Source organism: Ralstonia sp. PBBBR1 (assembly GCF_002256165.1).
Taxonomy (GTDB): domain Bacteria; phylum Pseudomonadota; class Gammaproteobacteria; order Burkholderiales; family Burkholderiaceae; genus Ralstonia; species Ralstonia thomasii.
The window spans coordinates 97,405-120,837 of sequence record NZ_NKIL01000003.1 but is presented as its reverse complement, the minus strand read 5'-3'; the positions used below and the strand labels follow the sequence as shown (position 1 = coordinate 120,837).

22 protein-coding genes and 1 pseudogene are annotated in these 23,433 nt (G+C 63.5%); 14 read left to right on the top strand and 9 right to left on the bottom strand.

What is annotated here, in order from left to right:
* The first annotated feature begins 171 nt into the window (after positions 1-171).
* The 3 genes from CFE42_RS04070 (at position 172) to nadC (ending at position 3,594) form a co-directional block, all read left to right on the top strand.
* The gene (locus tag CFE42_RS04070) at positions 172-1,362 is read left to right on the top strand and encodes an acyl-CoA desaturase (protein ID WP_004631987.1); all 1,191 of its coding nucleotides are present in this window, start codon (positions 172-174) and stop codon (positions 1,360-1,362) included.
* Between the two features lie 187 nt (positions 1,363-1,549).
* Positions 1,550-2,698: a quinolinate synthase NadA gene (nadA, locus tag CFE42_RS04065; RefSeq protein WP_004631990.1), complete on the top strand. Its 1,149-nt coding sequence runs from the start codon at positions 1,550-1,552 to the stop codon at positions 2,696-2,698.
* Positions 2,695-3,594, top strand: a complete 900-nt coding sequence (gene nadC, locus CFE42_RS04060) for a carboxylating nicotinate-nucleotide diphosphorylase (protein WP_004631991.1) — start codon at positions 2,695-2,697, stop codon at positions 3,592-3,594. Before nadA ends, nadC begins: the two co-directional genes overlap by 4 nt.
* A 9-nt stretch (positions 3,595-3,603) precedes the next feature.
* Here the strand turns inward: nadC and nadB are convergent, their stop codons facing one another.
* The 4 genes from nadB to radC all read right to left on the bottom strand — a co-directional run bounded on the left by nadB (position 3,604) and on the right by radC (position 6,656).
* Positions 3,604-5,205, bottom strand: a complete 1,602-nt coding sequence (gene nadB, locus CFE42_RS04055) for an L-aspartate oxidase (RefSeq protein WP_004631994.1) — start codon at positions 5,203-5,205, stop codon at positions 3,604-3,606.
* Between the two features lie 178 nt (positions 5,206-5,383).
* Positions 5,384-5,554: a 50S ribosomal protein L33 gene (gene rpmG / locus CFE42_RS04050; protein WP_003262397.1), complete on the bottom strand. Its 171-nt coding sequence runs from the start codon at positions 5,552-5,554 to the stop codon at positions 5,384-5,386.
* A 13-nt stretch (positions 5,555-5,567) separates the two neighbouring features.
* Complete coding sequence (gene rpmB / locus CFE42_RS04045) at positions 5,568-5,801, bottom strand: 50S ribosomal protein L28 (protein WP_004631999.1); 234 nt, start codon at positions 5,799-5,801, stop codon at positions 5,568-5,570.
* 180 nt (positions 5,802-5,981) lie between these two features.
* Positions 5,982-6,656 (bottom strand): DNA repair protein RadC, encoded by a 675-nt coding sequence (gene radC / locus CFE42_RS04040; RefSeq protein ID WP_004632001.1) that lies wholly within the window; start codon positions 6,654-6,656, stop codon positions 5,982-5,984.
* A 119-nt stretch (positions 6,657-6,775) separates the two neighbouring features.
* Here radC and CFE42_RS04035 point away from each other — a divergent pair, with 119 nt between their 5' ends.
* From CFE42_RS04035 to CFE42_RS04005, 7 genes are all read left to right on the top strand, one after another.
* Positions 6,776-7,264 carry a peptidylprolyl isomerase gene (locus CFE42_RS04035; protein WP_004632003.1) on the top strand — a complete coding sequence of 163 codons (489 nt, stop codon included), beginning with the start codon at positions 6,776-6,778 and terminating at the stop codon, positions 7,262-7,264.
* A gap of 1 nt (position 7,265) precedes the next feature.
* Positions 7,266-8,249 (top strand): 4-hydroxy-3-methylbut-2-enyl diphosphate reductase, encoded by a 984-nt coding sequence (ispH, locus tag CFE42_RS04030; RefSeq protein ID WP_004632005.1) that lies wholly within the window; start codon positions 7,266-7,268, stop codon positions 8,247-8,249.
* 453 nt (positions 8,250-8,702) lie between these two features.
* Entirely contained in the window at positions 8,703-9,908 is a 1,206-nt protein-coding gene (locus CFE42_RS04025) for a branched-chain amino acid ABC transporter substrate-binding protein (protein WP_004632007.1), read from the top strand.
* A gap of 210 nt (positions 9,909-10,118) precedes the next feature.
* Positions 10,119-11,054: a branched-chain amino acid ABC transporter permease gene (locus CFE42_RS04020; protein ID WP_004632009.1), complete on the top strand. Its 936-nt coding sequence runs from the start codon at positions 10,119-10,121 to the stop codon at positions 11,052-11,054.
* Positions 11,055-11,067: 13 nt separating this feature from the next.
* Complete coding sequence (locus tag CFE42_RS04015; protein ID WP_004632011.1) at positions 11,068-12,195, top strand: ABC transporter ATP-binding protein; 1,128 nt, start codon at positions 11,068-11,070, stop codon at positions 12,193-12,195.
* Positions 12,196-12,208: 13 nt separating this feature from the next.
* Positions 12,209-12,985 (top strand): ABC transporter ATP-binding protein, encoded by a 777-nt coding sequence (locus CFE42_RS04010; protein ID WP_004632013.1) that lies wholly within the window; start codon positions 12,209-12,211, stop codon positions 12,983-12,985.
* Between the two features lie 16 nt (positions 12,986-13,001).
* Positions 13,002-13,718, top strand: coding sequence for an ABC transporter ATP-binding protein (locus CFE42_RS04005; protein ID WP_004632015.1), 717 nt, complete (start codon positions 13,002-13,004; stop codon positions 13,716-13,718).
* A 67-nt stretch (positions 13,719-13,785) separates the two neighbouring features.
* Here CFE42_RS04005 and CFE42_RS04000 read toward each other — a convergent pair whose 3' ends face one another.
* The 3 genes from CFE42_RS04000 to CFE42_RS03990 form a co-directional block, all read right to left on the bottom strand.
* Positions 13,786-14,262, bottom strand: coding sequence for a GNAT family N-acetyltransferase (locus tag CFE42_RS04000; RefSeq protein WP_004632017.1), 477 nt, complete (start codon positions 14,260-14,262; stop codon positions 13,786-13,788).
* Positions 14,263-14,343: 81 nt separating this feature from the next.
* Positions 14,344-15,531 (bottom strand): acetylornithine transaminase, encoded by a 1,188-nt coding sequence (locus CFE42_RS03995; protein ID WP_004632019.1) that lies wholly within the window; start codon positions 15,529-15,531, stop codon positions 14,344-14,346.
* Between the two features lie 271 nt (positions 15,532-15,802).
* Complete coding sequence (locus CFE42_RS03990; RefSeq protein WP_004632022.1) at positions 15,803-16,852, bottom strand: CDP-6-deoxy-delta-3,4-glucoseen reductase; 1,050 nt, start codon at positions 16,850-16,852, stop codon at positions 15,803-15,805.
* Between the two features lie 82 nt (positions 16,853-16,934).
* On the opposite strand from CFE42_RS03990, the gene CFE42_RS03985 reads away from it, so the two are divergent.
* The gene (locus CFE42_RS03985; RefSeq protein WP_193747929.1) at positions 16,935-17,936 is read left to right on the top strand and encodes an NAD-dependent epimerase/dehydratase family protein; all 1,002 of its coding nucleotides are present in this window, start codon (positions 16,935-16,937) and stop codon (positions 17,934-17,936) included.
* Between the two features lies 1 nt (position 17,937).
* Positions 17,938-19,605 (top strand): sensor domain-containing diguanylate cyclase, encoded by a 1,668-nt coding sequence (locus CFE42_RS03980; protein WP_004632026.1) that lies wholly within the window; start codon positions 17,938-17,940, stop codon positions 19,603-19,605.
* Positions 19,606-19,607: 2 nt separating this feature from the next.
* On the opposite strand, the gene CFE42_RS03975 is transcribed toward CFE42_RS03980, so the two are convergent.
* Together CFE42_RS03975 and CFE42_RS03970 are read right to left on the bottom strand one after the other, a co-directional pair.
* Positions 19,608-21,425 carry a chloride channel protein gene (locus tag CFE42_RS03975; RefSeq protein WP_004632028.1) on the bottom strand — a complete coding sequence of 606 codons (1,818 nt, stop codon included), beginning with the start codon at positions 21,423-21,425 and terminating at the stop codon, positions 19,608-19,610.
* 4 nt (positions 21,426-21,429) lie between these two features.
* Positions 21,430-21,867, bottom strand: coding sequence for a helix-turn-helix domain-containing protein (locus CFE42_RS03970; RefSeq protein WP_004632030.1), 438 nt, complete (start codon positions 21,865-21,867; stop codon positions 21,430-21,432).
* A 252-nt stretch (positions 21,868-22,119) separates the two neighbouring features.
* On the opposite strand from CFE42_RS03970, the pseudogene CFE42_RS03965 reads away from it, so the two are divergent.
* Both CFE42_RS03965 and CFE42_RS03960 read left to right on the top strand, forming a co-directional pair.
* A pseudogene (locus CFE42_RS03965) lies at positions 22,120-22,221 on the top strand (LLM class flavin-dependent oxidoreductase); the annotation flags it as partial.
* Positions 22,218-23,420 (top strand): MFS transporter, encoded by a 1,203-nt coding sequence (locus CFE42_RS03960; RefSeq protein ID WP_004632032.1) that lies wholly within the window; start codon positions 22,218-22,220, stop codon positions 23,418-23,420. The pseudogene CFE42_RS03965 and the gene CFE42_RS03960, both read left to right, overlap by 4 nt.
* Positions 23,421-23,433: the final 13 nt, after the last annotated feature.

Here is a 23,433-nt window from a genome sequence, read left to right as displayed (position 1 = left end):
GAAAGCTCGCCGATGTGACGCGCAAGCCGGGTGTCAACACCCGAATCCCCGCCAACACGACCCCATTGTCGTAACGCTGCGACAGTGGATGGCCTTAAGAGGCAGCAACGTCCGGATCGATTGATGGACCAAAGGCTGCTTTGATCACCCGAGTTGACCACGGAGAACACTTTGATCGACTCCTTTCTGACTTTCCTTGCCAACGGCACCCTGGATTGGGCCTGGTGGCAGATCCTGATTTTCACGCTGGTGATGACGCACATCACGATCGCCAGCGTCACGATTTTTCTGCACCGCTGCCAGGCGCACCGTGCGCTGGACGTGCATCCCATCGCCGGACACTTCTTCCGTTTCTGGCTGTGGCTAACCACGGGCATGGTCACCAAGGAATGGACCGCCATTCACCGTAAGCACCACGCCAAGTGCGAAACCGAAGAAGACCCGCACAGCCCGCAGACCCGTGGCATCCGCAAGGTGCTGATGGAAGGGGCCGAGCTGTATCGTGCTGAGGCCAAGAACAAGGAAACGATCCAGAAGTTCGGCCACGGTACGCCTGACGATTGGGTCGAGAAGAACGTGTATTCGAAGTTCACGTGGCAGGGCGTCGGTTTGATGCTGATCCTGGACGTGCTGATGTTCGGCGCGCTGGGCCTGACGGTGTGGGCGGTGCAGATGCTGTGGATCCCGATCCACGCTGCCGGCATCATCAATGGTTTGGGCCACTTCTGGGGCTACCGCAACTTCGATTGCGAAGACGCTTCGACCAACGTGTCGCCGTGGGGCATCATCATCGGCGGCGAAGAACTGCACAACAACCACCACACGTACGCTACGTCGGCCAAGTTTTCGGTCAAGTGGTACGAGTTCGATATCGGCTGGGGCTACATCCGCGCGCTGGAAATTGTCGGTTTGGCGAAAGTCAAGAAAGTGGCGCCCAAGGCTCGTTTTGGCGACGTGAAGCCGGTCGACCAGAACACGCTGGAAGCCATCATCGCCAACCGCTACGACGTGATGGCCCGCTACGCGAAGACCGTCAAGGCGGCCTACCGCCAGGAGCTGGCCAAGCTGAAGGACTCGCGCGCTGTCGAGTACCGCGCGCTGAAGCCGGCCCGCAAGTGGTTCCACCGCGACGAGACGAAACTGGGCGCGCCGCAGCGCGAGCAGCTCTCCCAAATCGTGTCGGATCATTCGGCGCTGCACACCTTCGTTGAGATGCGCCGTGAGCTTGGCGCCCTGTGGGGCCGATCGAACGCCACGCGTGAGCAACTGCTGTATCAGCTGCAAGAGTGGTGCAAGCGTGCTGAGGAAAGCGGTATCCACGCGCTGCAGGAATTTGCTGTGCGCCTGCGCCGCTACGCCTGAGTTTCTTGTTTCATAGGTGAAGCCCCGCTCCGCAGCGGGGCTTTTCTTTTGGGTAAACTGCCCCAACTCACATTTTTAGCAAGCCGCGACAATGTATCGCGGTGCCAGTCCTCCTCACACGCCGTCCGTTTCATTGCCGCGCCAGCTTCTTGGCGCTTTCACAGCGCGAATGGACGCGGAGACCACCATGGAAACCCACATCAAGACGGTTGAATTCGAGCGCCCGGATATGCTTTCCGAGGCGCAATCCGGCGCCAGTTGCGTGGCCCACGCCTGGGCCAAGGTGCCGCCGGTGCTGTCGCGTGAGGAACGCGACGAACTGAAGGCCCGCATCAAGCGCCTGCTCAAGGAACGCGAGGCCGTGCTGGTCGCGCACTACTACGTTGACGCCGACCTTCAGGATCTGGCCGAGGAGACCGGTGGCTGCGTGTCCGATTCGCTGGAGATGGCGCGCTTTGGCCGCGACCATTCGGCTAAGACATTGATCGTGGCGGGCGTGCGCTTCATGGGCGAGACCGCCAAGATTCTGAGTCCTGAAAAGACCGTGCTGATGCCGGATCTGGATGCGACCTGCTCGTTGGATCTGGGTTGCCCGCCGGATGAGTTCGCCGCCTTCTGCGACGCGCATCCGGATCGCACCGTGGTCGTCTATGCCAATACCAGCGCCGCCGTGAAGGCGCGCGCGGACTGGATGGTGACGTCTTCCATCGGCCTGAAGATCGTGCAGCACCTGCACGCGCAGGGTAAGAAGATCCTGTGGGCACCCGATCGCCATCTCGGCAGCTACATTCAGAAGCAGACCGGCGCCGACATGCTGATGTGGCAGGGCTCGTGCTTGGTGCACGACGAATTCAAAGGCATGGAGCTTGACCTGCTGCGTGCCGAGCACCCGAACGCGAAGATTCTCGTGCATCCGGAATCGCCGGAATCGGTCGTGGCCCAGGCCGATGTCGTGGGTTCGACTTCGCAGCTGATTGCCGCAGCGCAGTCATTGTCGGCGCAGGAATTTATTGTCGCGACCGACAACGGCATCCTGCACAAGATGCGCATGGCCGCCCCGGGCAAGCGCTTCATCGAGGCGCCGACCGCCGGCAACGCTGCCACCTGCAAGAGCTGCGCGCATTGCCCCTGGATGGCGATGAACGCGCTGACCAATCTGGCCGAGGTGCTGGAAACCGGTCGCAACGAGATCCACGTCGATCCGGCCATCGGGCGGCAAGCCGTGGTCTGCATCGATCGCATGCTGGACTTTGCCGCGCGCGAGAAAGCCACGGTTCGCCCGCAAGGCGACCTGGCCGCGAACGCACAACTCTTTCAAGGAATCGGCCCGGCATGACGGCAACACAGATGAACACGACGCGTCTCGCCCCTGCGGCTGAGGCAATTTTCGATGGCTTTGGCCCGGCACTGCGCGAGGCGTTGTCCGCGAATGTGGCCGCAGCCATTGCCGAGGACGTTGGCACGGGCGACCGCACTGGCTTGCTGATCCCCGCCGATCGCCTTGCACGCGCGCGCGTGATCGTGCGTGAGCACGCCGTGCTCTGCGGCACACCCTGGTTCGATGCGTGCATGCGCGCCGTTGACCCGACGCTGCGGGTCACGTGGCGTCAGCACGAAGGCGATCGCATGGCGCCCGATTCCGTGGTGTGCGAGATCGAGGGCCCGGCGCGTTCGCTGTTGACGGCTGAGCGCCCGTCGCTGAACTTCCTGCAGTTGCTGTCCGGTGTGGCGACGGCGACTTCGCGTTACGCCGCAGCCGTCGAGGGCACGCGCGCCCGCGTGCTCGACACACGTAAGACGCTGCCGGGCCTGCGCCTGGCGCAGAAGTACGCCGTGCGGATCGGTGGCGGCGAGAATCAGCGCTTAGCCTTGTACGACGGCATCCTGATCAAGGAAAACCACATCGCTGCGGCAGGTGGCGTGACAGCGGCCCTGCGTGCGGCGCAGGCGCTGAACGCGGGCGTGACGATTCAGGTTGAGGTGGAAACGCTCGCGCAGCTGGATGAAGCACTGGCGGCAGGTGCCACGTCCGTGCTGCTCGACAACTTCGAACCGCCCGCGATGCGCGAGGCTGTGCGCGTAACGGCGGGCAGGGCGCTGCTCGAGGTGTCCGGCGGCGTAAACATCGAGACGATCCGCACCTTTGCCGAGACCGGCGTGGACCGAATCTCCGTCGGCGCGCTCACGAAAGACGTGCGCGCAACCGACTTCTCTTTGCGAATCGTCGACTAAGGCTAAGCCTCAGCGTTTCCGGGCGATCTGCCGATGGGTCGGCTGCATGACCGTCGGCAGTGCCTTGGGTAGCGTTTCGGGGTAGTCGCGCGAGAAATGCAGGCCGCGGCTCTCATGCCGTGACAGCGCACTGTCGACGATCAGCGAGGCGGCCTCGACGAGGTTGCGCAGCTCGAGCAGATCGTGGCTCACGCGGAAGTTAGCGTAGTACTCCGTAATCTCTTCGCGCAATAGCGCAATGCGGTGCTGCGCCCGCTCCAGCCGCTTGTTCGTGCGCACGATGCCGACGTAGTTCCACATCATGCGACGCAGTTCGTCCCAGTTGTGCGAGACGACGACTTCCTCATCGGGATCGGTCACGCGGCTCTCATCCCACGCGGGAATCTGCACCGAGGTCGGGTTCGAGGGCGGCTGCGCCAGGATGTCTTCCGCCGCGCCACGCCCGATCACCATGCATTCCAGCAGCGAATTGCTCGCCAGCCGGTTGGCGCCGTGCAGGCCGGTGTAAGCTGTCTCGCCCACGGCGTACAGGCCGGCGATATCCGTGCGCCCGAGGTGGTCTGTGACCACACCGCCGCACGTGTAGTGCGCCGCCGGCACGACCGGAATCGGTTGGCGCGTGATGTCGATGCCCAGCTCCAGGCAGCGCGCCATGATGGTCGGGAAATGTTCCTTGAGGAACGCTGGGCTCTGATGGCTGATGTCCAGATAGACGCAGTCCAGCCCACGCTTCTTCATCTCGAAGTCGATCGCGCGGGCGACGATATCGCGCGGAGCCAGTTCGGCGCGCTCGTCGTGCGCGGGCATGAAACGCGTGCCGTCGGGCAGGATCAGCTTGCCGCCTTCACCGCGTACGGCCTCGGTAATCAGGAAGGACTTCGCGAACGGGTGGTACAGGCACGTGGGGTGGAACTGGATGAACTCCATGTTCGCCACGCGGCAGCCCGCTCGCCAGGCCATGGCGATGCCGTCGCCGCTGGCCGTATCCGGATTCGTCGTATAGAGATAGACCTTGCCCGCGCCACCCGTGGCCATCACGGTTTGGCTCGCGGTAATCGTCTTGACATGGCCCGATGCAATGTCGAGCGCGTAGAGGCCGTGGCAACGCATGCCCGGCCGACCCAGCTTCGCATCGGTAATCAGGTCGATCGCGAAGTGGTCTTCCAGCAGCGTGATGTTCGGGTGATTGCGTACCTTCTCAACCAGCGTCGTGACGACGGCATGGCCGGTGGCATCGGCTGCGTGGATGATGCGTCGATGGCGATGGCCGCCTTCGCGTGTCAGGTGGAAGCCGAGTTCGGCCTGCTCATCGCGCGTGAAAGGCACGCCGTGGCCGATCAGCCATTCAATGGCCGAGCGCCCGTTCTCGACGATGTAGCGGGTAGCGGCTTCATCGCACAGTCCTGCGCCAGCGATGAGCGTGTCGTCGACGTGTTCGTCATGGCTGTCGCCCGAATCGAGCACGGCGGCAATGCCGCCCTGCGCCCAATCGCTGGCGCCTTCCGGCAGGCTGCGTTTGCTGATGACGACCACGCGGCGGTGATCGGCTAGGTGCAGGGCGACGGTCAGGCCCGCCAAGCCGCTGCCAACAACGGCAACATCGAAATTCATGGAAGACGCGGAACGCGGTTCAGACGCAACTGGTGAACAACACAGTCGCGTGTCAATCGGAAAGAGAAGCAGTGTACACCGCAGCATGCGCCAAACCGCAGGCAACAAAAAACCCGCTTGAAAGCGGGTTTTTGCTGTCGGTCATGCCGACGGAAACAAGATACGCAATCCGCGAGGATTACTTGATCTTGGTTTCCTTGTAAGCGACGTGCTTGCGGGCGACGGGATCGAACTTCATGATCTCCATCTTTTCCGGCTTGGTGCGCTTGTTCTTGGTGGTCGTGTAGAAATGACCCGTACCTGCGGTCGATTCCAGCTTGATCTTGTCGCGTCCGCCTTTGCTGGCCATGTTTAACTCCTAATTAGACTTCGCCGCGTGCGCGCAGGTCCACGAGCACTTCGTCGATGCCTTTTTTATCGATCAGGCGCAGACCAGCGTTCGAGACGCGCAGGCTGACCCAGCGGTTTTCGGATTCGACCCAAAAGCGGCGATTCTGCAGGTTCGGCAGAAAACGGCGCTTGGTCTTGTTGTTTGCGTGGGAAACGTTATTGCCGACCATCGGCGCTTTCCCGGTCACTTGACAGACGCGTGCCATGGAGCACTCCTAACTAAATTCGTTGGCTACAGTTTGCGACCGGGCGCTGGGACCAAAACCAAGCGCAGCGCCACTGTAGAGGTGGGACTTCAGCGAAACGCGGATTATACACACAAAACCGCTGACAAATCAACGAGATCGATGGATTGCCGTTGGGCCCCGTGCGATGCGGCATCGGCACTACATTTTGCCGTGTTCGAGAAAGCCGTAGACGTGGTTGCGGCCGACGATCATGTGATCCAGGACGATCACGTCGAGCATTGCCAGCGCGCGGCACAGTTCGCGGGTCAGGATGACGTCGGATTCGCTGGGTTCAGTGTTGCCGGTGGGGTGGTTGTGGGCCAGGATCACGGCGGCTGCATTGTGATGTAGCGCGCGCTTCGCGATCTCGCGCGGGTAGACGCGGGCTTCGGTCAGCGTGCCGCGGAAGAGTTCTTCCCAAGCGATCAGCCGGTGCCGTACATCTAGAAAGAAACAGGCGAACACTTCATGCGGGCGGTGGCCGAGTGTCAGGCGCAAGAAATCCTTCACGCTTTGTGCGGATTCAAAGGTCTGACCCTGCGTGAAGTCTTCTTTCAGTGCACGCCGGGCAACTTCCAGCAGCGCGTGCAGTTGTGCGTATTTGGCGGGGCCCATGCCGTTGATCGACGAGAACTCCTGTTGAGAGGCATGACACAGCCGCGCGAGGGACCCGAAGTGCGCGAGCAGTTCGCGGGCGAGGTCGACGGCGCTTTTGCCTGGCACGCCCACGCGCAGGAAAATGGCCAGCAGCTCCGCATCGGAGAGCGCAGCGGGGCCGTGGGCGAGCAGTTTTTCACGCGGCCGCTCGTGGGCGGGCCAGTCGACGATTGCCATAGGGTTGGGATGCGCGGAGGAAAGGCCCTGCCAGCGGGAGTGCGGCGCGCGTCGCGCCTGCGGCAGCGCGGAGGGCTGACGTACAATAACGGGTTACTTTTTGGTCAAGCAGGTTGAGCGTGCAAAATTTGGTGAACGAGGCGTCCGCGGCGACGCCAAGCGGCACAGGCAAGGTGGTTGGCCCGGATTCCTTTCTGACGCTGCACTACCGCATCGCGCTGGAAAACGACACCGACATCGTTACCACCTTCGACGACAAACCGGCCACGCTGCTGCTCGGCCAGGGCCAGATGGCGCCCACGCTGGAGCAGGCGCTGCTTGGTATGCGCGAGGGCGAGCGCACGACGTTCCGGCTGGCACCGGAGCATGCGTTCGGCCCACGCAATCCGGAACTGCTGCAGCGCGTGTCGCTGGCCACGCTGCGGGAGAACTCCTCGTTCGAAGAGGATTACCAGCCGGGCGACCTGGTTGAGTTCAATGCGCCGAGCGGCGGCAAATATGCCGGTGTGCTCAAGGAAGTGGGCGAGACCTCGGCATTGTTTGACTTCAACCACCCGCTGGCCGGCCAGACGATCGTGTTTGAAGTCCAGCTGATCGGCATCCTCTGATATGAGCAACGCTGTGAACGCCCCGCTCGATCCCATTGATCCTGTCACCCAGGCCGACGCCGAGGTCTTGCTGGCGCAGCCGCGCGGCTTCTGCGCCGGCGTGGATCGTGCCATCGAGATCGTCGAGCGCGCGCTGGAGTTGTTTGGCGCGCCGATTTACGTTCGTCACGAGATCGTGCACAACGCTTATGTGGTTGGCGATCTGCGCAACAAGGGCGCGGTGTTCGTGCAGGAACTCGACGATGTGCCAGTGGGTGGCACAGTCATCTTCAGTGCGCACGGCGTGTCACGGGCTGTGCGTGAGGCGGCGGAAGCGCGCGGCCTGCGCGTGTTCGATGCGACCTGCCCGCTGGTGACCAAGGTGCACGTGGAAGTCTCGAAGATGCGTGCGCAGGGTTTCGAGATCATCATGATCGGGCACAAGGGCCATCCCGAGGTGGAAGGCACCATGGGGCAGGCCAACGACGGCATGCTGCTGGTTGAGTCCGTCGATGACGTTGCGCATCTCGAGGTGAAAGACCCGACGCGTCTGGCCTACGTGACGCAGACCACGCTGTCGGTGGATGAGACCCAGGAGATCGTGGCGGCCATCAAAGCGCGCTTTCCGGCCGTGCACGAGCCCAAGAAGCAGGACATCTGCTACGCGACGCAGAATCGCCAGGACGCCGTGAAGTTCATGGCGCCGCAGGTGGAAGTGGTGATCGTGGTCGGCAGCCCGAACAGCTCGAACTCGAACCGCCTGCGTGAACTGGCCGAAAAGCTGGGCGTACCTGCCTATATGGTGGATACACCTGAACAGGTGCGCCCCGAATGGGTGGCTGGCAAGCGCCGCGTGGGCCTGACCGCGGGGGCGTCGGCACCCGAAGAGCTGGCACAATCGATTGTCGATCGGCTCAAGGCGCTGGGTGCACGCACCGTGCGCCCGCTCGACGGTATTCAGGAAAACATGTCTTTCCCCCTTCCGAGGGGGCTTCAAATCAATTGAATCCCTTTATGTAAATGCCCACTTAAAAGCGCACAAAAACGGTGCGCCCTAATGCGGTGCATAAAGCGCTTTTGAGGAATCGACGGCCACTTCTCCGGGAGTGGCCGTATTGTTTTGTGCGTCGCAAAAACCTCGTCAATACCGGCGAAGCCTTGATTTGCCGTGGCAATTGCCCGCCAAGCCGCATGAATAGGGGGTTTCCCCTACTCTGGCACGCTTCTTGATTAGCCTATGCGCCGTTCGCGAATGCCTGCGCGAAATGACGCCTGTTTGGGCATTGGGGAAAGCCCGTAAAGCGGCGTAGTTACAGTAAAAATCGTTGTTGCGACGCGTATTGCATCCGCAATAAAAGGGGATACAATTCGCGCGTTTCAAATTGAAACAATCGGCGCGGGGGGAGCGGCCGGGAGGCAGGACGCTCTTCTTGCTCTTGCGAGATCTAGGAGATCACTCATGCAAATTAAGTTTGCCAAAGTTCTGCCGCTTGCGGCTGCCGTGGCACTCGTAGCAGCTTGCGGTAAGAACGAGGAAAAGCCCGCAAACCAAGCTGCTGCACCTGCAGCAACGTCGGCTCCGGCGGCGGCTGCCGGCGGCGAGACCGTCGTCAAGATTGGTCACGCGGCTCCGCTCACGGGCGGTATTGCTCACCTTGGCAAAGACAACGAAAACGGTGCACGTCTGGCCGTTGAAGAAGCCAACAAGGAAGGCCTGACCATCGACGGCAAGAAGATCAAGCTGGAACTGGTCGGTGAAGACGATGCAGGCGACCCGAAGACGGGCACCGCCGTGGCGCAGAAGCTGGTTGACGAGCACGTTGTTGCCGTCGTCGGCCACCTGAACTCGGGCGTTTCGATCCCGGCCTCGAAGATCTACAGCGATGCGGGCATCGTGCAGATCTCGCCGTCGTCGACGAACCCCGACTACACCAAGCAAGGCTTCAAGACGACCTACCGCGTGGTGGCCACCGACGCGCAGCAAGGCCCGGCACTGGCGAACTACGCCGCCAAGACCCTGGGCGCCAAGACCGTGGCAATTGTTGACGATGCCACCGCCTACGGTAAGGGCCTGGCTGACGAGTTCGAGAAAACCGCGAAGGCCGACGGCGTGAACGTCGTGGCGCGCGAGGCGACCAACGACAAGGCCACCGACTTCAAGGCCATTCTGACCAAGATCAAGGGCAAGAAGCCGGACGTGATCATGTACGGCGGCATGGACGCCACCGGCGGTCCGTTCGCCAAGCAAGCCAAGGAACTGGGCATCACGGCCAAGATCGTTGGCGGCGACGGCGTGTGTACCGACAAGGTGGCCGAACTGGCTGGCGACGCGATCGACAACATCGTCTGCTCGGAAGCAGGCCTGGCGCTGTCGAAAATGGAAAAGGGCGCGGACTTCGAGAAGAAGTATCAAGCGCGCTTCAACACGCCGGTGCAGATCTACGCACCGTTCACGTATGACGCCGTCAACGTGATCATCGACGCGATGAAGCGTGCCAACTCGACCGACGCTGCCAAGATCCTGGCTGCCATGCCGGCAACCAACTACAACGGCGTGATCGGCAACATCGCGTTCGACGACAAGGGTGACCTGAAGCAAGGTTCCATCACCCTGTACAACTACAAGGACAAGAAGAAGAGTGTTCTTGACGTTGTGAAGATGTAATCGAAGGGTTATCCGCCCTAAAAACGGCACCGCGACTACCCCTGCGGTGCCGTTTTTTATAGCCTCGCCAATGAAACAAGGCCCTCACCATGGGCGTGTCGGCAGGCCGCTTACCAGCAACCTCACCTTACCCATCCGATTGATCGCATACCTTGCGGGCACGTCATCCCGTCGCCTACAACAAAGCAAGGCATAGCAGGAGCTGTTCTCATGGATATCTTTATCCAGCAGATCGTGAACGGTCTGGTGCTCGGCAGCATTTACGCGCTGATCGCACTTGGCTACACCATGGTCTACGGTATTCTCGGCATCATCAACTTCGCCCACGGCGATGTTCTGATGGTCGGTGCAATGTCTGCCCTGACCGCCATCAACTTCCTCCAGAAGTACTTCCCCAATCTGCCTGACTGGCTCACGCTGGTGTTCGCGTTGCTGTTTGCCATGCCGGTCTGCGCCATCGTGGCTTACACCATCGAACGTGTCGCTTACCGGCCGCTGCGCAACGCGCCGCGCCTGGCGCCGCTGATCACCGCCATCGGCGTGTCGATCGTGCTGCAGACACTCGCGATGATGATTTGGTCGCGCAACCCGCTCACCTTCCCGCAACTGCTGCCTTCGAGCCCGATTGATATCGGCTCCACGGGCGCAACCATTACGGGCAAGGAAATCGCCATCATCCTGGTGTCGATCCTGGTGATGGTCGGGCTGATCCTGCTGGTCAACCGCACCAAGCTCGGCCGCGCGATGCGCGCGACCGCCGAGAACCAGCGTGTGGCAGGCCTGATGGGCGTCAACCCGAACTTCGTGATCTCTGCCACCTTCATGATTGGTGCTGCCATGGCTGCGGTTGCAGGCGTGATGATGGCGACCAACTACGGCAATGCTCACTTCTACATGGGCTTCATCCCCGGCCTGAAGGCGTTTACCGCCGCGGTGCTGGGCGGCATCGGCAACCTGGCAGGCGCCATGGTTGGCGGCATGCTGCTGGGCCTGATCGAAGCACTGGGTGCCGGTTATATCGGCGATCTGACTGGCGGTGTGTTCGGTTCGAACTACCAGGATGTGTTCGCATTCATCGTGCTGATTGGCGTGCTGCTGTTCCGCCCGTCCGGCATCATGGGCGAACGCGTTGCGGACCGCGCATAAGAAGGGGAGCGCCATGACAGAAAATTTCAAAGCGCCGATGAAGACGCGCGCCGCGTTGTACGGCTTCCTGATCCTTGCGATCTTCGCGCCGTTCATCGTGGGCGCCGCAGGTGGCAACTACTGGGTGCGCGTGCTGGACTTCGCACTGCTGTACATCATGCTGGCCCTGGGCTTGAACATCGTGGTGGGCTTTGCCGGCCTGCTCGACCTGGGCTACATCGCGTTCTATGCGGTGGGTGCCTACATGATGGCGTTGCTGGGTTCGCCGCACCTGTCCAATCAGTTCGAGTGGATCCACAACCTGTTCCCCAACGGGCTGCACCTGATCGTATGGTGGGTGATTCCGCTCGGTGCCGGGCTGGCGGCGCTGTTCGGCATTCTGCTGGGCACGCCGGTGCTGAAGCTGCGCGGTGACTACCTCGCCATCGTGACGCTGGGCTTTGGTGAAATCATCCGGATCTTCATGAACAACCTCGACCGTCCGGTGAACATCACCAACGGCCCGAAGGGCATCAACCTGATCGAGCCGGTCAAGATCTTCGGGTTCGACTTCTCGAAGCGCCATGATTTCTTCGGCATCCGCTTCGACTCGGTCTACATGTACTACTACCTGTTCGTGATCCTGGCCGCGATCATCATCATCGTGTGCCTGCGGTTGCAGAACTCGCGTATCGGTCGTGCATGGGTGGCGCTGCGTGAAGATGAAATCGCCGCCAAGGCAATGGGCATCAACACCCGCAACATCAAGCTGCTCGCCTTTGCGATGGGTGCGTCGTTCGGTGGCGTGTCGGGTGCGATGTTTGCGTCGTTCCAGGGCTTCGTGTCGCCGGAATCGTTCGTGCTGTGGGAGTCGATCTACATTCTGGCGATCGTGGTGCTGGGCGGCATGGGCCATATCCCGGGCGTGATCCTGGGCGGCATTCTGCTGGTCGGTTTCCAGGAGTTGCTGCGTGCGCTGGCCGAGCCGGTGCAGAACAAGCTGTTCGGCCATGTGATCGTGGAAGCGGAAGTGCTTCGTCAGCTGCTGTTCGGCCTGGCGATGGTGGTGGTGATGCTGTATCGCCCGTCGGGCCTGTGGCCCTCGCCGCGCAAGGAAGACCGTCCGCAAAAGCAGCGGGCTGGTGGACTGTCCCGTATCTGATGGAGGCACGCACATGAGCAATAACAACGTCCTCCTCTCGATCCGAGGAGTCCAGAAGCGTTTCGGCGGCCTGCAAGCGCTGTCCGACGTGAGCCTGGAAATTCGCGAAGGCGAAATCTACGGTCTGATCGGCCCGAACGGCGCCGGCAAGACCACGTTCTTCAACGTCATCACCGGCCTGTATACGCCTGACGCGGGCGAGTTCGTGCTGGGCGGCACGCCCTACCAGCCGACCGCCGTGCACGAAGTGGCGAAGGCCGGCATTGCGCGCACGTTCCAGAACATCCGCCTGTTCGGCGACATGACCGCGGCGGAAAACGTCATGGTGGGCCGCCACGTGCGCACCAAGGCGGGGCTGATCGGCGCGGTGTTCCGCACCAAGGCGGCACGCGAGGAAGAGCAGTCCATCGAAGACTGGGCGCATGATCTGCTGGACTACGTCGGCATCGGCAAGTACGCCAACTACACGGCGCGCAACCTGTCGTACGGTCACCAGCGTCGTCTGGAAATCGCCCGTGCCCTGGCCACGCAGCCCAAGCTGCTGGCCCTGGACGAGCCGGCCGCCGGCATGAACGCCACGGAAAAGGTGGAACTCCGCGGCCTGCTCGACAAGATCCGTTCCGACGGCAAGACCATCCTGCTGATCGAGCACGATGTGAAGCTGGTGATGGGCCTGTGCAACCGCCTGACCGTGCTGGACTACGGCAAGGTGATCGCCCAAGGCCTGCCGCAGGAAGTGCAGAGCAACCCGGCCGTGATCGAGGCCTACCTCGGCGCGTCAGCGCACTGACGCAGAGGAACGGAATATGAAACCAGTAATGTTGAAGATCGACAGCCTGAAGGTCGCTTACGGCGGCATCCAGGCGGTCAAGGGCGTGGATCTGGAGATTCGCGAAGGTGAGCTGGTCACGCTGATCGGTGCCAACGGCGCCGGCAAGACGACCACCATGAAGGCCATCACCGGCCTGCAGGGCTGGGCCGGCGGTGATGTGCAGTATCTGGGCAAGTCCATCAAGGGCGTGCCCAGCTACAACCTGCTCAAGCAGGGTCTGGCGATGGTGCCGGAAGGCCGCGGCGTGTTCGCGCGCATGACCATTACCGAGAACCTGCAGATGGGCGCCTTCACGCGCAACGACGAGGCCAACATCAAGGCCGACATCGACCGCATGTTCGGCATCTTCCCGCGCCTGAAGGAACGTGCAAACCAGCTGGCCGGCACGATGTCGGGCGGCGAGCAGCAGATGCTGGCCATGGCGCGTGCGCTGATGAGCCAACCGAAGCTGCTGCTGCTGGACGAGCCGTCGATGGGTCTCTCGCCGATCATGGTGGAAAAGATCTTCGAGGTCGTGCGCGACATCTCGGCGCAAGGCGTGACCGTGCTGCTCGTCGAGCAGAACGCGCGCTTGGCACTCCAGGCTGCGCACCGCGGCTACGTGATGGACTCCGGTCTCATCACCATGAGCGGCGATGCCAAGCAGATGCTGGACGATCCGAAGGTGCGTGCCGCCTACCTGGGCGAATAAGCACCCTCAAGCACCACGAGAAAGCCCCGCGATTGCGGGGCTTTTTCTTTTGCGCGCGACCCGCGTTTCAGGCAGAAGCCGCCGTGTAGATATTCGGCCGATGCAATTGCATGAACCCGACACCCTCCGGCACATCGGCAAAGCCGTGTTTGCGATAAAGCCAGTCGGCGCCCGTTGTTACGAGCACTGTGCGGCGCAGCGTCTGCAGGTCAGGGTGCTCGCGCAGGAAGTCCATCAAAGCGTGTGAGATGCCTTTCCCGCGCAACGCCGGCAGCACGAACACATCGCACAGGTAGGCGAACGTCGCCCGATCGGTAATGACGCGCGCAAAACCAACAAGCTCCGCATGTGAGCCATCGCCGTTCAGTCGATAAGCGGCGAAGCAGAGCGAGTTTGCAACCGATCGGTCGAACACATCGCGCGGCAGGCCGCGGGCCCAGAACGTCTCCTGTGACAGGAAGTTGTAGATGTCGTCCAGCGGAAGCCACGCGGAATCATCGGACAACACGATCCCCGTGGCCGGCACTTCTCGCGTCACGGCCATGGCAAACCTCAGAGTGGGAACAGGGGTATAGGGCGATGCAGGGCGACGCATTGCGCGCCGCCCCAGGGTATGCAGTACGCCTTAGGCGTGCGCCTTCAGCAGCGTGCGCAGCATGCCGATCATCGTGTCGATTTCTTCGGTCGTCACGTTCAGCGCGGGCATGAATCGGAGGATGTTCGGACGCGGGGCGTTCAGCAGCAAGCCCGTCGGGTTCATCTCGCGTGCAGCTTCGACCAGTTGGCCGCCGATGTCCTTGCCGAGCAGCAGCGCGCGCAGCAGGCCGTTACCGCGCTCGCCGGCCAGGCCGAACTCTTCGCTCAGCTTGAGCAGTTGCGTGCGCAGATAGGCGCCGCGTTCTTCCACGCCAGCCAGGAAGCCCGGCGCCAGGAGTTGCTCGATCACCGAGCAGCCGACGGCCGTCATGAGCGGGTTGCCGTTGTAGGTCCCGCCCTGGTCGCCGGCTTCAAAGCTGGCGACTTCATCCGTGCACAGCAGGGCCGACAGCGGTACACCACCGCCGATGCCCTTGCCCAGCGTCATGATGTCCGGCTCGATGTTCGAGAGCTGATAGGCGAAGAGGGTCCCGCAGCGGCCGCAACCGGCCTGCACTTCATCAACGATCAACAGGATCTTGTGCTTCTTGGTCAGCGCACGCAGCTGCTGCATGAATTCCGGCGTGGCCGGCAGCACGCCGCCTTCGCCTTGGACCGGCTCAAGCATCACGCCGACAGTCTCGTCGGTGATGAGCGCTTCCACCGAGGCAATGTCGTTCAGGATGGCTTTCGGGAAGCCCGGCACCTGCGGCGCGAAGATGGTGTCCCAGCCGGCCTTGCCCGACGCGCTCATGGTGGCGAGCGTGCGGCCGTGGAAGCTGTGGTCGAACGTGATGATCTGGAAGGCGCCGTTCTTATGCTTCTTGCCCCACTTGCGGGCGAGCTTGATGGCGCCTTCGTTGGCTTCGGCGCCGCTGTTGGCGAAGAACACCTTGTCGAAACAGCTGTGCGCCGTCAGCAGGCCGGCCAGCTTGGCCATCGGCTCGTTGTAGAACGCCGGGCTCGGGTTGATCAGCTTCCGGGCCTGCGCGTTCAGCGCTTCGATCATGCCGTCGTTGGAGTGGCCGAGGCAGTTGACAGCCCAGCCTTGCACGAAGTCCAGGTAGCGCTTGCCGTTGTGGTCCGTCAGCCACGAGCCCTTGCCTTCGGTGAAGACAATCTCGGGCCGGTTGGTGATGTACATCAGGGACTGGACGGGGTAGTCAGCAAACGCCATGGCAAAGCTCCAGAAAAAGGCGGCAGGAAGATGAAAAAGCGGAAAAACGCGAGTTGGAAAAAGACAAAGGCCACGGGGGTCGCCCCGTGGCCTTGTGATCGTCGAATCCTGTGAACCCGATATGCAATCAGCAGACAGCCGCGTGGCTTCCCGGAGGGAGCAACGTACGGCGGCGTCGGAGGTGCAGGGCTTGGTTCATAAGGCGCAAGAATAAGACGGATGCCAAGTCAAGTCAAAACGAAATTTTGGCCTTCTTTGGATTTGTGCAACGTCAGCCGGCCGGGTGGAGGTCCGCCTCTGAGGTGAAGGAATCGGCGAAGAACGCATCCGGGTGCATCCCGCACTGGGCGGCGAAATCCGCGCGGGCCGAATTGATCACTACCGGCGCGCCGCAGGCGTAGACCTCGTGGCCAGACAGATCGGGGTGGTCTGCCATCACGGCTTGGTGGACGAAGCCGGTGCGGCCCGTCCAGGCGTCTTCGGGCAGGGCGTTGGAGACGACCGGCACGTAGGTGAAGTTCGGCAGCGTGCGCGCCCATTCTTCGGCCTTGGCGTGCATGTACAGGTCTTGCGGGCGGCGCCCGCCCCAGTACAGCGTCATGGGGCGCGTGCTGCCGATGAACTGGGCATGCTCGATGATCGCCTTGATGGGCGCGAAGCCGGTGCCCGAGGCCAGCAGGATGATCGGCTTGTCGGACTCTTCACGTAGGAAGAAGCTGCCCAGCGGGCCTTCGAAGCGCAGGATGTCGCGCTCCTTCATGGCCGGAGCGCCTTCCTTGGCGCCGAACACGTAATCGGTAAATACGCCGCCCGGCATGTGGCGGATGTGCAGCTCGATCGGGCCGTCGTCGTGCGGCGGGTTGGCGATCGAGTAGCTGCGGCGCTTGCCGTCGCGCAGGAGGAATTCCACGTACTGCCCGGCCAGAAATTGCATACGCTCGGTGGCAGGCAGTTGCAGCTTGACGATGGTGACGTCCGGCGCGGCCTTTTCCAGTGACGCGACGCGGCACGGAATCTTCTTGATGGGGACATCGCCGGCGCCATGCACCTCACGCACTTCAATGGTGACGTCAGTGGCGGGTGTGGCGCAGCAGAACAGCGCCCGGCCTTCGGTGGCCTCCTGGGCGGAGAGCGCGTTGGGGGAGTGCGTTCCCTGGACGATGGAACCTTCGCGCACGTTGCCCTTGCACGAGCCGCACGCGCCGTTCTTGCAGCCGTACGGCAGGCCGATACCCTGGCGCAGCGCTGCTGCAAGGATGGTCTCGCCGTCTTCGGCCTGGAACTGGCGGCCGCTGGGCAACACGTTGATCTGGTAAGCCATACTACAATCCGAGAATATGTTGAAAAGAGTGTCTGGTCGCCCGTCTGGGCATGCAATGGTGGTCAATCCGGCAGCACGTCCGATGGTGAATCAGTTAGTCGTTCGGCCATCCAAATCCGCACTACGCTTGGGCCTTCCCCGCGTGCTGATCGTCGGCTGCGGCGACGTCGGGCAACGCTGCCTGGCGATGCTCCGCACGCGTTTTCGCGTCTTTGCCGTCACCTCGCGCCTTGAAGGTCGAGCTTCGCTGCGCGAAGCCGGCGCCGTGCCGATTGTCGCCAATCTGGACGATGCCGCATCGCTGCGCCGCCTGCGAGGGTTAAGCCCCCGCGTGCTGCATCTGGCACCGCCGCCCACTGTCGGCAACGATGATCCACGTACGGCCGCGCTGCTGCATACGCTGGCGCAGCCGTCCCCGAATTCCGCCGCCACAAGACGTCGCATTTTACCCGAGCGGGCGCGCAGGACGGGTGGCCTCACTGGCCGCTTGAAAACTCACCTCCAAGCGCGCGCGTTCGTGTACGCCAGCACCAGCGGCGTCTACGGCGATGCGGCTGGCGCCTGGGTCGACGAATCCCGCCCGGTGAAGCCAACCACGGCGCGTGCCCAACGCCGGGTCGCGGCCGAGCGGCGCGTGCGCTGGTTTGGCGCGGGCGGCGGCTGGCGCACGTCGATCTTGCGCATCCCCGGCATTTATGCGGCGGATCGGCTACCCATCGCGCGGCTCGAACGCGGTACGCCCGCCTTGCGCGCGGAGGACGATGTCTACACCAACCACATTCACGCCGACGACCTGGCGCGCGCGGTCATTGCCGCCCTGTTCCGAGGGAAACCGCAGCGCGTGGTGCATGCCAGCGACGCGTCCGAGCTCCGTATGGGGGACTACTTTGACGCGGTGGCCGACGCGCGCGGCTTGCAGCGGCCACCGCGCATTTCGCGAGCCGAGGCCGTCCAGAAGATCGAGCCTGCGCTGCTGTCCTTCATGAGCGAATCGCGCCGGCTGCGCAACACGCGGCTTGCGCGCGAGTTGCGCGTGGCGCTGCGCTACCCGACGGTGGCGGATTTCCTGAGCAGCGAGGTCTGACGTGAAGGCGCCTGAGCCCGCCCCTGCAACGTCGTCGCACGGCGCCTGGCTGCGCGTTGCGCCGCTGGCGCTTTGGCTGTCGGTGGCGGTGGTGGGCGTAGGCGCCTCATGGTTTGCCGCCTGTTTCGTGGCGGATTCGATGGGTGCGCGCGACATGCAGCAGATGGTCGATGCGCGGCGCCAGTTGGCTGCGCAGGTAGCGGAGGGAATGTCGAGCCAGATCACCGCCGACGTGGCCCTGCTGCGCGCGCTGCCGCAGACGCTCGCGCAGATCGACGCCATCCCGCGCGCGGTGGCGCGCGTCGACACCCGGCGCTGGAACCTGATGGACCAGGGCTCATGTGCCGAAGAGGCGATGTCGCACCCGGAAGTGGTCGACATCGATGCTTTCCTCAACGCCACCGCAGGCAATCTCGGGCTGGACTACGTGTGGGTCGTGAACCAACACAATTACGTGGTGCTGGCCAATAACGCCGGTCATGCCGATTCGTTCGTCGGCGTGCAGTTGAGCATGCAGCCGTACATGAAGGAGGCGATGCTGGGTGGCCTGGGCGAGCAGTTCACGATCGGCCCGGTGACGGGCGTGCCGGGCCTGTTCTTCGCCGCGCCGGTATATGACGCCGGAGGTTACCTGGTCGCAACAATGGGCACCAAGGTGAGCCTCGCGAGGCTGCAGCACTGGGTATCGCACCCGACATCGTTGGTGACCGATCCGAACGGCTTGATCATTCTGTCGACCGATGCATCGCTGGTCGGCAAGGTCCTGCCGGATGCTCGCCTGCAGCACATGGGCGCCAGCGACCGGTACAACGCCTACCAACGCGTCGACTTCGAGCCCTGGCCCTATCAGCCTACCGCGAGGGCGCATCGCGATGTGCCCTCCTGGGTGCCGGCCGAGGTGCGCGATACGCTGGCCTGGCGCGAGGGCAGTGCGATGCCATCGCTGACCGTGTCGCGCAATGCCAGTGCGGACCTCACGGTCGTCGTGGCCGAGCCGCTGCCGGCGTGGGGCCAGCAGATCGCCAACCATGCGCGCAACCGCATGATCGGCTTTGTGTTGTTCGTGAGTGTGTTGGTGACGTTCGCGCTGGTGGCGTGGTCTTTGGTGCGCGAGCGGCAGCACCACCGCGTGACGCGCCATCTGAACCAGCGGCTGCAGCGCACCAACAGCGCGCTCGCCAACGAGGCGCATTTCGATCATCTGACCGGTGTGCTGACGCGCCGCCGCTTCCTGGCGCTGTTCGATACGGTGCTCGCGCGTGCGCACAATCGTGCCGAACCACTTGTGCTCGTGCTGGCCGATCTGGATCACTTCAAGCGCATCAATGACACATGGGGCCACGCTGTGGGGGACATGGCGCTGCAGCGCTTTGCGTCGCTTGCCACGGGCGTGCTGCGCAGCAGTGATCTGGTGGGGCGTTTGGGCGGCGAGGAATTCGCCATGGTGATGGGACGCACCACGCTGGAAACCGCCACCGAGGTGGCCGAGCGCCTGCGTACGGCGGTGGCCGAGACGGACGAAAGCTTCCCGACCGGGCTGTCGATGACCGTCAGCATGGGCATGACGGGCTGCCGGCCGGGCGATACCGCGTCGGAAATGCTCAAGCGCGCCGATCTGGCGCTGTATCGCGCCAAGGAAAGCGGACGTAACCGGCACGTGGCCGGCTGACATTACCGCGCGACGCGGCCTGCGCGCCGACGGCGCAGTTCAAGATGCGTGCGCGTGCCTGACAGCGGCACACGGCGGAAGCGCTCGCGGCGCTGTTCTTCATCAAAGAACGCGAGCGACGGCTTGACCAAATCGCTGCGCGAGACAATGCCCACCAGCGCGCGTGATTGTGAATCGGCCACCACCGGCAGCCGCTCCAGCCCATGCACTGCCAGGCGCGTGGCGACGATGCGGCAGGTCTCACCGGGCAGCGCCATCACGGGGGCATTCGCACCAAACAACTCGGCCACGGTGACGGCACCGCGCTTCTGGCCCGCCAGCAGCGCATCGCGGTCGAGCATGCCGATCAACGTGCCATTCGGCCCACCTTGCACCACGGGAAACGCTCGGTGCGCCTGCGTGGCGCCGAAGCGGTCGGCGAGTGTATCGGCCAGCGTGGCCTGCGCGTCGATGGTCTGCACCGAACGCGTCATCACCTCTTCCACGGCGTGGCGCTCGAGCGGGTCGACAGCGTATTCGCGATAGATGTGGAAGCCGCGGCGCGCGATCTTCTCGGTCATGATCGAGCGCGGCATCGTCAGTACGACAAAGCCGTAGGACACTGCCACCGCCAGCAGAATCGGCAGCAGCGCGTTTACATCGTGTGTGAGGCCGAAGGCGAAGACGATGGCCGTGAGCGGGGCGCCCAGCACACCGGCCAGCATGGCCGCCATGCACACGAGCGGCCACAGGCCCGGGTCGCCGCCGGGCAGCACTGGGCCGATCAACACCCCCAAGCCGGCGCCCATCATCAGCAACGGGGCAAGCACCCCACCCGACGTGCCCGAGCCCAGCGCGATCACCCAGATGATGGCCTTGACCACCAGCAGCGCGAGCGCCACCCGGATGGCGAGATGGTTGTGCAGCAAATCGCCGATGACGTCGTAGCCGACACCCAGCGCACGCGGCTCGAAATAGCCGCCGATGCCGACCACCAGGCCACCGATGGCCGGCCACCACATCCAGTGGATCGGCAGGCGGCCGAACAGGTCTTCGGTTTTGTACAGCGCCATCGACAGCGAGCGTGCCAACGCGCCGCACAGCAACCCGGCGACCACGCACGAGCCCAGCGCAGGCAGCGTCGCGGGTGCGGTGTCCAGCGGGAAGAGTGGGCCGGGCTCCAGCACCAGTACACGCAGGAAGCCCGCCACCGCGCATGCCACCGCCACCGGCAGCATGCTGCGCGGGCGCCATTCGAACAGCAGCAACTCCACCGCGAGCAGCAGCGCGGCCACGGGCGTGCCGAACACGGCCGTCATGCCGGCCGTGGCGCCAGCCACCAGCAGCGTCTTGCGCTCGGCGGACGTCAGCTTGAAGAACTGCGCGAACAGCGAGCCGAGCGCGCCGCCCGTCATGATGATCGGGCCTTCCGCGCCAAACGGGCCGCCGCTGCCGATCACGATGCCTGACGACAGAGGCTTGAGCACCGCCACCTTCGGCGACATCTTGCTTTTGCCGAACAGGATGGCCTCGATGGCCTCGGGAATGCCGTGGCCGCGGATCTTCTCCGAGCCGAAGCGCGCCATTAGACCGACGATCAGCCCGCCGATAAGCGGTACCGCAATCACCCAGGCGCCGAGCGTGTTGGTGGCCGGCGAGCGGTCCGCCAGCGACAGCGTCTGGAAAAAGAACAGGTTGGTGAAGAAGCGGATCAGGTTGAGCAGCACCACGGCTGCCAGCGTGGCAAACGCCGCGATGACGACCGCCAGCGCAGTGGTGCGGAACAGCGTGGTGTCGGTCGCAAAGTCGCGCCGATGCGGTTGGTGTTCAAGGGCTTGCATGACGTTACTGCTCGGAGGCGGGTTCGGCGGGTTGATCGAGGTGCGGAAGCTTGAAAGCGCGGCGGAATGCCGACAGCTCGCTCTGGTGCAGCCCGGCCAGCAGTGCGACGAGGTTGTCGCCCTTCCTGGAGAGATGGACTTCGACCTGGCGTGCGTCGGTGTCGCTCTGGCGCCTTTCGACCAGACCCGCTTCTTCGCAGCGCGTGATGAGTGCCGCTGTGCCGTGCGGCGCGGCCTGCAGGCGCTCGGCCAGTTCGCCGACGGTGGCCCATTCGCGTCCGGCATAGCCTTTCACGTGCAGCAGCAACTGATACTGCAGGGGCGTGATGCCCTTGGCGTGGATCAGATCTTCGGAGGCGCGCAGGAAGCGACGCAGGTGGTAGCGGAAATCGGAGAGGTTCTCGAAATCCTGCTTGGACAAAGGGCGTGCGGGGGTGGACATGGCGGAATTAAAAGGTTCGTGGCGGAATATATCACGACATGACATATTTTGGAGAGCGAGCCCCGTTGCAGCGTTGCCAACCCGGCATGCGTTCTGAGTGACACCGATTGTTGATTGGCAATCAAGACTGTTTCGTCGACGGACGGGTTTTTCTGCAAAGGTAGAGCACGCACACTGCGGTCCATGCTCATTGCGCCGGTCGCGGACGCTCGCTGCTGCGCCATCGCCTTGGCGCACGCATCGGACGCAGCGTATTTCCGCCGGAATCGTCGCCCGCTTGCTGAAACGTTTGCGGAAATCGCGGCAGAGGTTCTGCCCGCTTTCCATTCTTCCGCTTTGGAGTACACCGCATGAACCCCACCCACACTTCCGCCGAGCCCACACGCGGCAGCGCAACGCTGCCGCTGCTCGCGCTTGCCGCCGGCGCCTTTGGCATCGGCACCACCGAGTTTTCTCCGATGGGCCTGCTGCCCGTGATTGCCGACGGCGTGCATGTATCGATTCCGCAGGCAGGCATGCTGATCAGCGCGTACGCCATCGGCGTGATGGTGGGCGCCCCGATCATGACGTTGCTGCTGGCACGCTGGCCGCGACGCAAGGCGCTGATCGCGCTGATGAGCATCTTCACCATCGGCAATTTGCTTTCGGCCCTCGCGCCGGATTACACGACGCTGCTGCTCGCCCGGCTCGTCACCAGTCTCAACCACGGCGCATTCTTCGGGCTTGGCTCGGTGGTGGCCGCCAGCCTTGTGCCGCGCGAGAAGCAGGCCAGCGCCGTGGCCACGATGTTCATGGGCCTGACGATCGCCAACGTTGGCGGCGTGCCGGCCGCGACCTGGCTTGGCCAGATGATCGGCTGGCGCATGTCGTTTGCCGCTACGGCAAGCCTTGGCCTGATCGCCATTGCGGGCTTGTTCACTGCGTTGCCGAAGGGCGATGCCGGCAAGATGCCCAACCTGCGCGCCGAACTGGCCGTGCTGACACGTCCCGTCGTGCTGGGTGCGCTTGCCACCACGGTGCTCGGCGCCGGCGCGATGTTCACGCTCTACACGTACGTCGCCCCGACGCTTGCGCAACTGACCGGTGCCTCGCCGGCGTTTGTGACGGCCATGCTGGTGCTGATCGGCATCGGTTTTTCGATTGGCAACATCGCCGGCGGTCGCCTAGCCGATCGCTCGCTCGACGGCAGCCTGATCGGCTTTCTGTTGCTGCTGATCGTGACGATGCTCGCGTTCCCCGTGCTCGCCAAGACGCACGTGGGTGCGGCCGCTGCGCTGCTGGTGTGGGGCATAGCCACCTTCGCCGTCGTGCCGCCGCTGCAGATGCGCGTGATGCGTGCCGCGGCTGAAGCGCCGGGCCTTGCATCGTCGGTCAACGTGGGCGCGTTCAACCTCGGCAACGCGCTGGGCGCGGCAGCGGGCGGTGCGGCCATCTCGGCAGGACTGGGCTATGCGGCCGTGCCGATCGTCGGCGCGGTGATCGCCGCGGCTGGCCTCGCGCTGATCGGGCTGCATGTCGTGCAGCGCCGGACGCGTCTGGCCATGAACCCCTGATCCGACTTCCCGT

What these genes read in the sequence shown, in the direction of transcription:
- nadA (WP_004631990.1), top strand. Translation starts at nt 1,550, where the DNA reads ATGGAAACCCACATCAAGACGGTTGAATTCGAGCGCCCGGATATGCTT.
- nadC (WP_004631991.1), top strand. Translation starts at nt 2,695, where the DNA reads ATGACGGCAACACAGATGAACACGACGCGTCTCGCCCCTGCGGCTGAG.
- nadB (WP_004631994.1), bottom strand. Translation starts at nt 5,205, where the DNA reads ATGAATTTCGATGTTGCCGTTGTTGGCAGCGGCTTGGCGGGCCTGACC.
- rpmG (WP_003262397.1), bottom strand. Translation starts at nt 5,554, where the DNA reads ATGGCCAGCAAAGGCGGACGCGACAAGATCAAGCTGGAATCGACCGCA.
- rpmB (WP_004631999.1), bottom strand. Translation starts at nt 5,801, where the DNA reads ATGGCACGCGTCTGTCAAGTGACCGGGAAAGCGCCGATGGTCGGCAAT.
- radC (WP_004632001.1), bottom strand. Translation starts at nt 6,656, where the DNA reads ATGGCAATCGTCGACTGGCCCGCCCACGAGCGGCCGCGTGAAAAACTG.
- ispH (WP_004632005.1), top strand. Translation starts at nt 7,266, where the DNA reads ATGAGCAACGCTGTGAACGCCCCGCTCGATCCCATTGATCCTGTCACC.
- CFE42_RS04025 (WP_004632007.1), top strand. Translation starts at nt 8,703, where the DNA reads ATGCAAATTAAGTTTGCCAAAGTTCTGCCGCTTGCGGCTGCCGTGGCA.
- CFE42_RS04020 (WP_004632009.1), top strand. Translation starts at nt 10,119, where the DNA reads ATGGATATCTTTATCCAGCAGATCGTGAACGGTCTGGTGCTCGGCAGC.
- CFE42_RS04015 (WP_004632011.1), top strand. Translation starts at nt 11,068, where the DNA reads ATGACAGAAAATTTCAAAGCGCCGATGAAGACGCGCGCCGCGTTGTAC.
- CFE42_RS04010 (WP_004632013.1), top strand. Translation starts at nt 12,209, where the DNA reads ATGAGCAATAACAACGTCCTCCTCTCGATCCGAGGAGTCCAGAAGCGT.
- CFE42_RS04005 (WP_004632015.1), top strand. Translation starts at nt 13,002, where the DNA reads ATGAAACCAGTAATGTTGAAGATCGACAGCCTGAAGGTCGCTTACGGC.
- CFE42_RS04000 (WP_004632017.1), bottom strand. Translation starts at nt 14,262, where the DNA reads ATGGCCGTGACGCGAGAAGTGCCGGCCACGGGGATCGTGTTGTCCGAT.
- CFE42_RS03995 (WP_004632019.1), bottom strand. Translation starts at nt 15,531, where the DNA reads ATGGCGTTTGCTGACTACCCCGTCCAGTCCCTGATGTACATCACCAAC.
- CFE42_RS03990 (WP_004632022.1), bottom strand. Translation starts at nt 16,852, where the DNA reads ATGGCTTACCAGATCAACGTGTTGCCCAGCGGCCGCCAGTTCCAGGCC.
- CFE42_RS03985 (WP_193747929.1), top strand. Translation starts at nt 16,935, where the DNA reads ATGGTGAATCAGTTAGTCGTTCGGCCATCCAAATCCGCACTACGCTTG.
- CFE42_RS03975 (WP_004632028.1), bottom strand. Translation starts at nt 21,425, where the DNA reads ATGCAAGCCCTTGAACACCAACCGCATCGGCGCGACTTTGCGACCGAC.
- CFE42_RS03970 (WP_004632030.1), bottom strand. Translation starts at nt 21,867, where the DNA reads ATGTCCACCCCCGCACGCCCTTTGTCCAAGCAGGATTTCGAGAACCTC.
- CFE42_RS03960 (WP_004632032.1), top strand. Translation starts at nt 22,218, where the DNA reads ATGAACCCCACCCACACTTCCGCCGAGCCCACACGCGGCAGCGCAACG.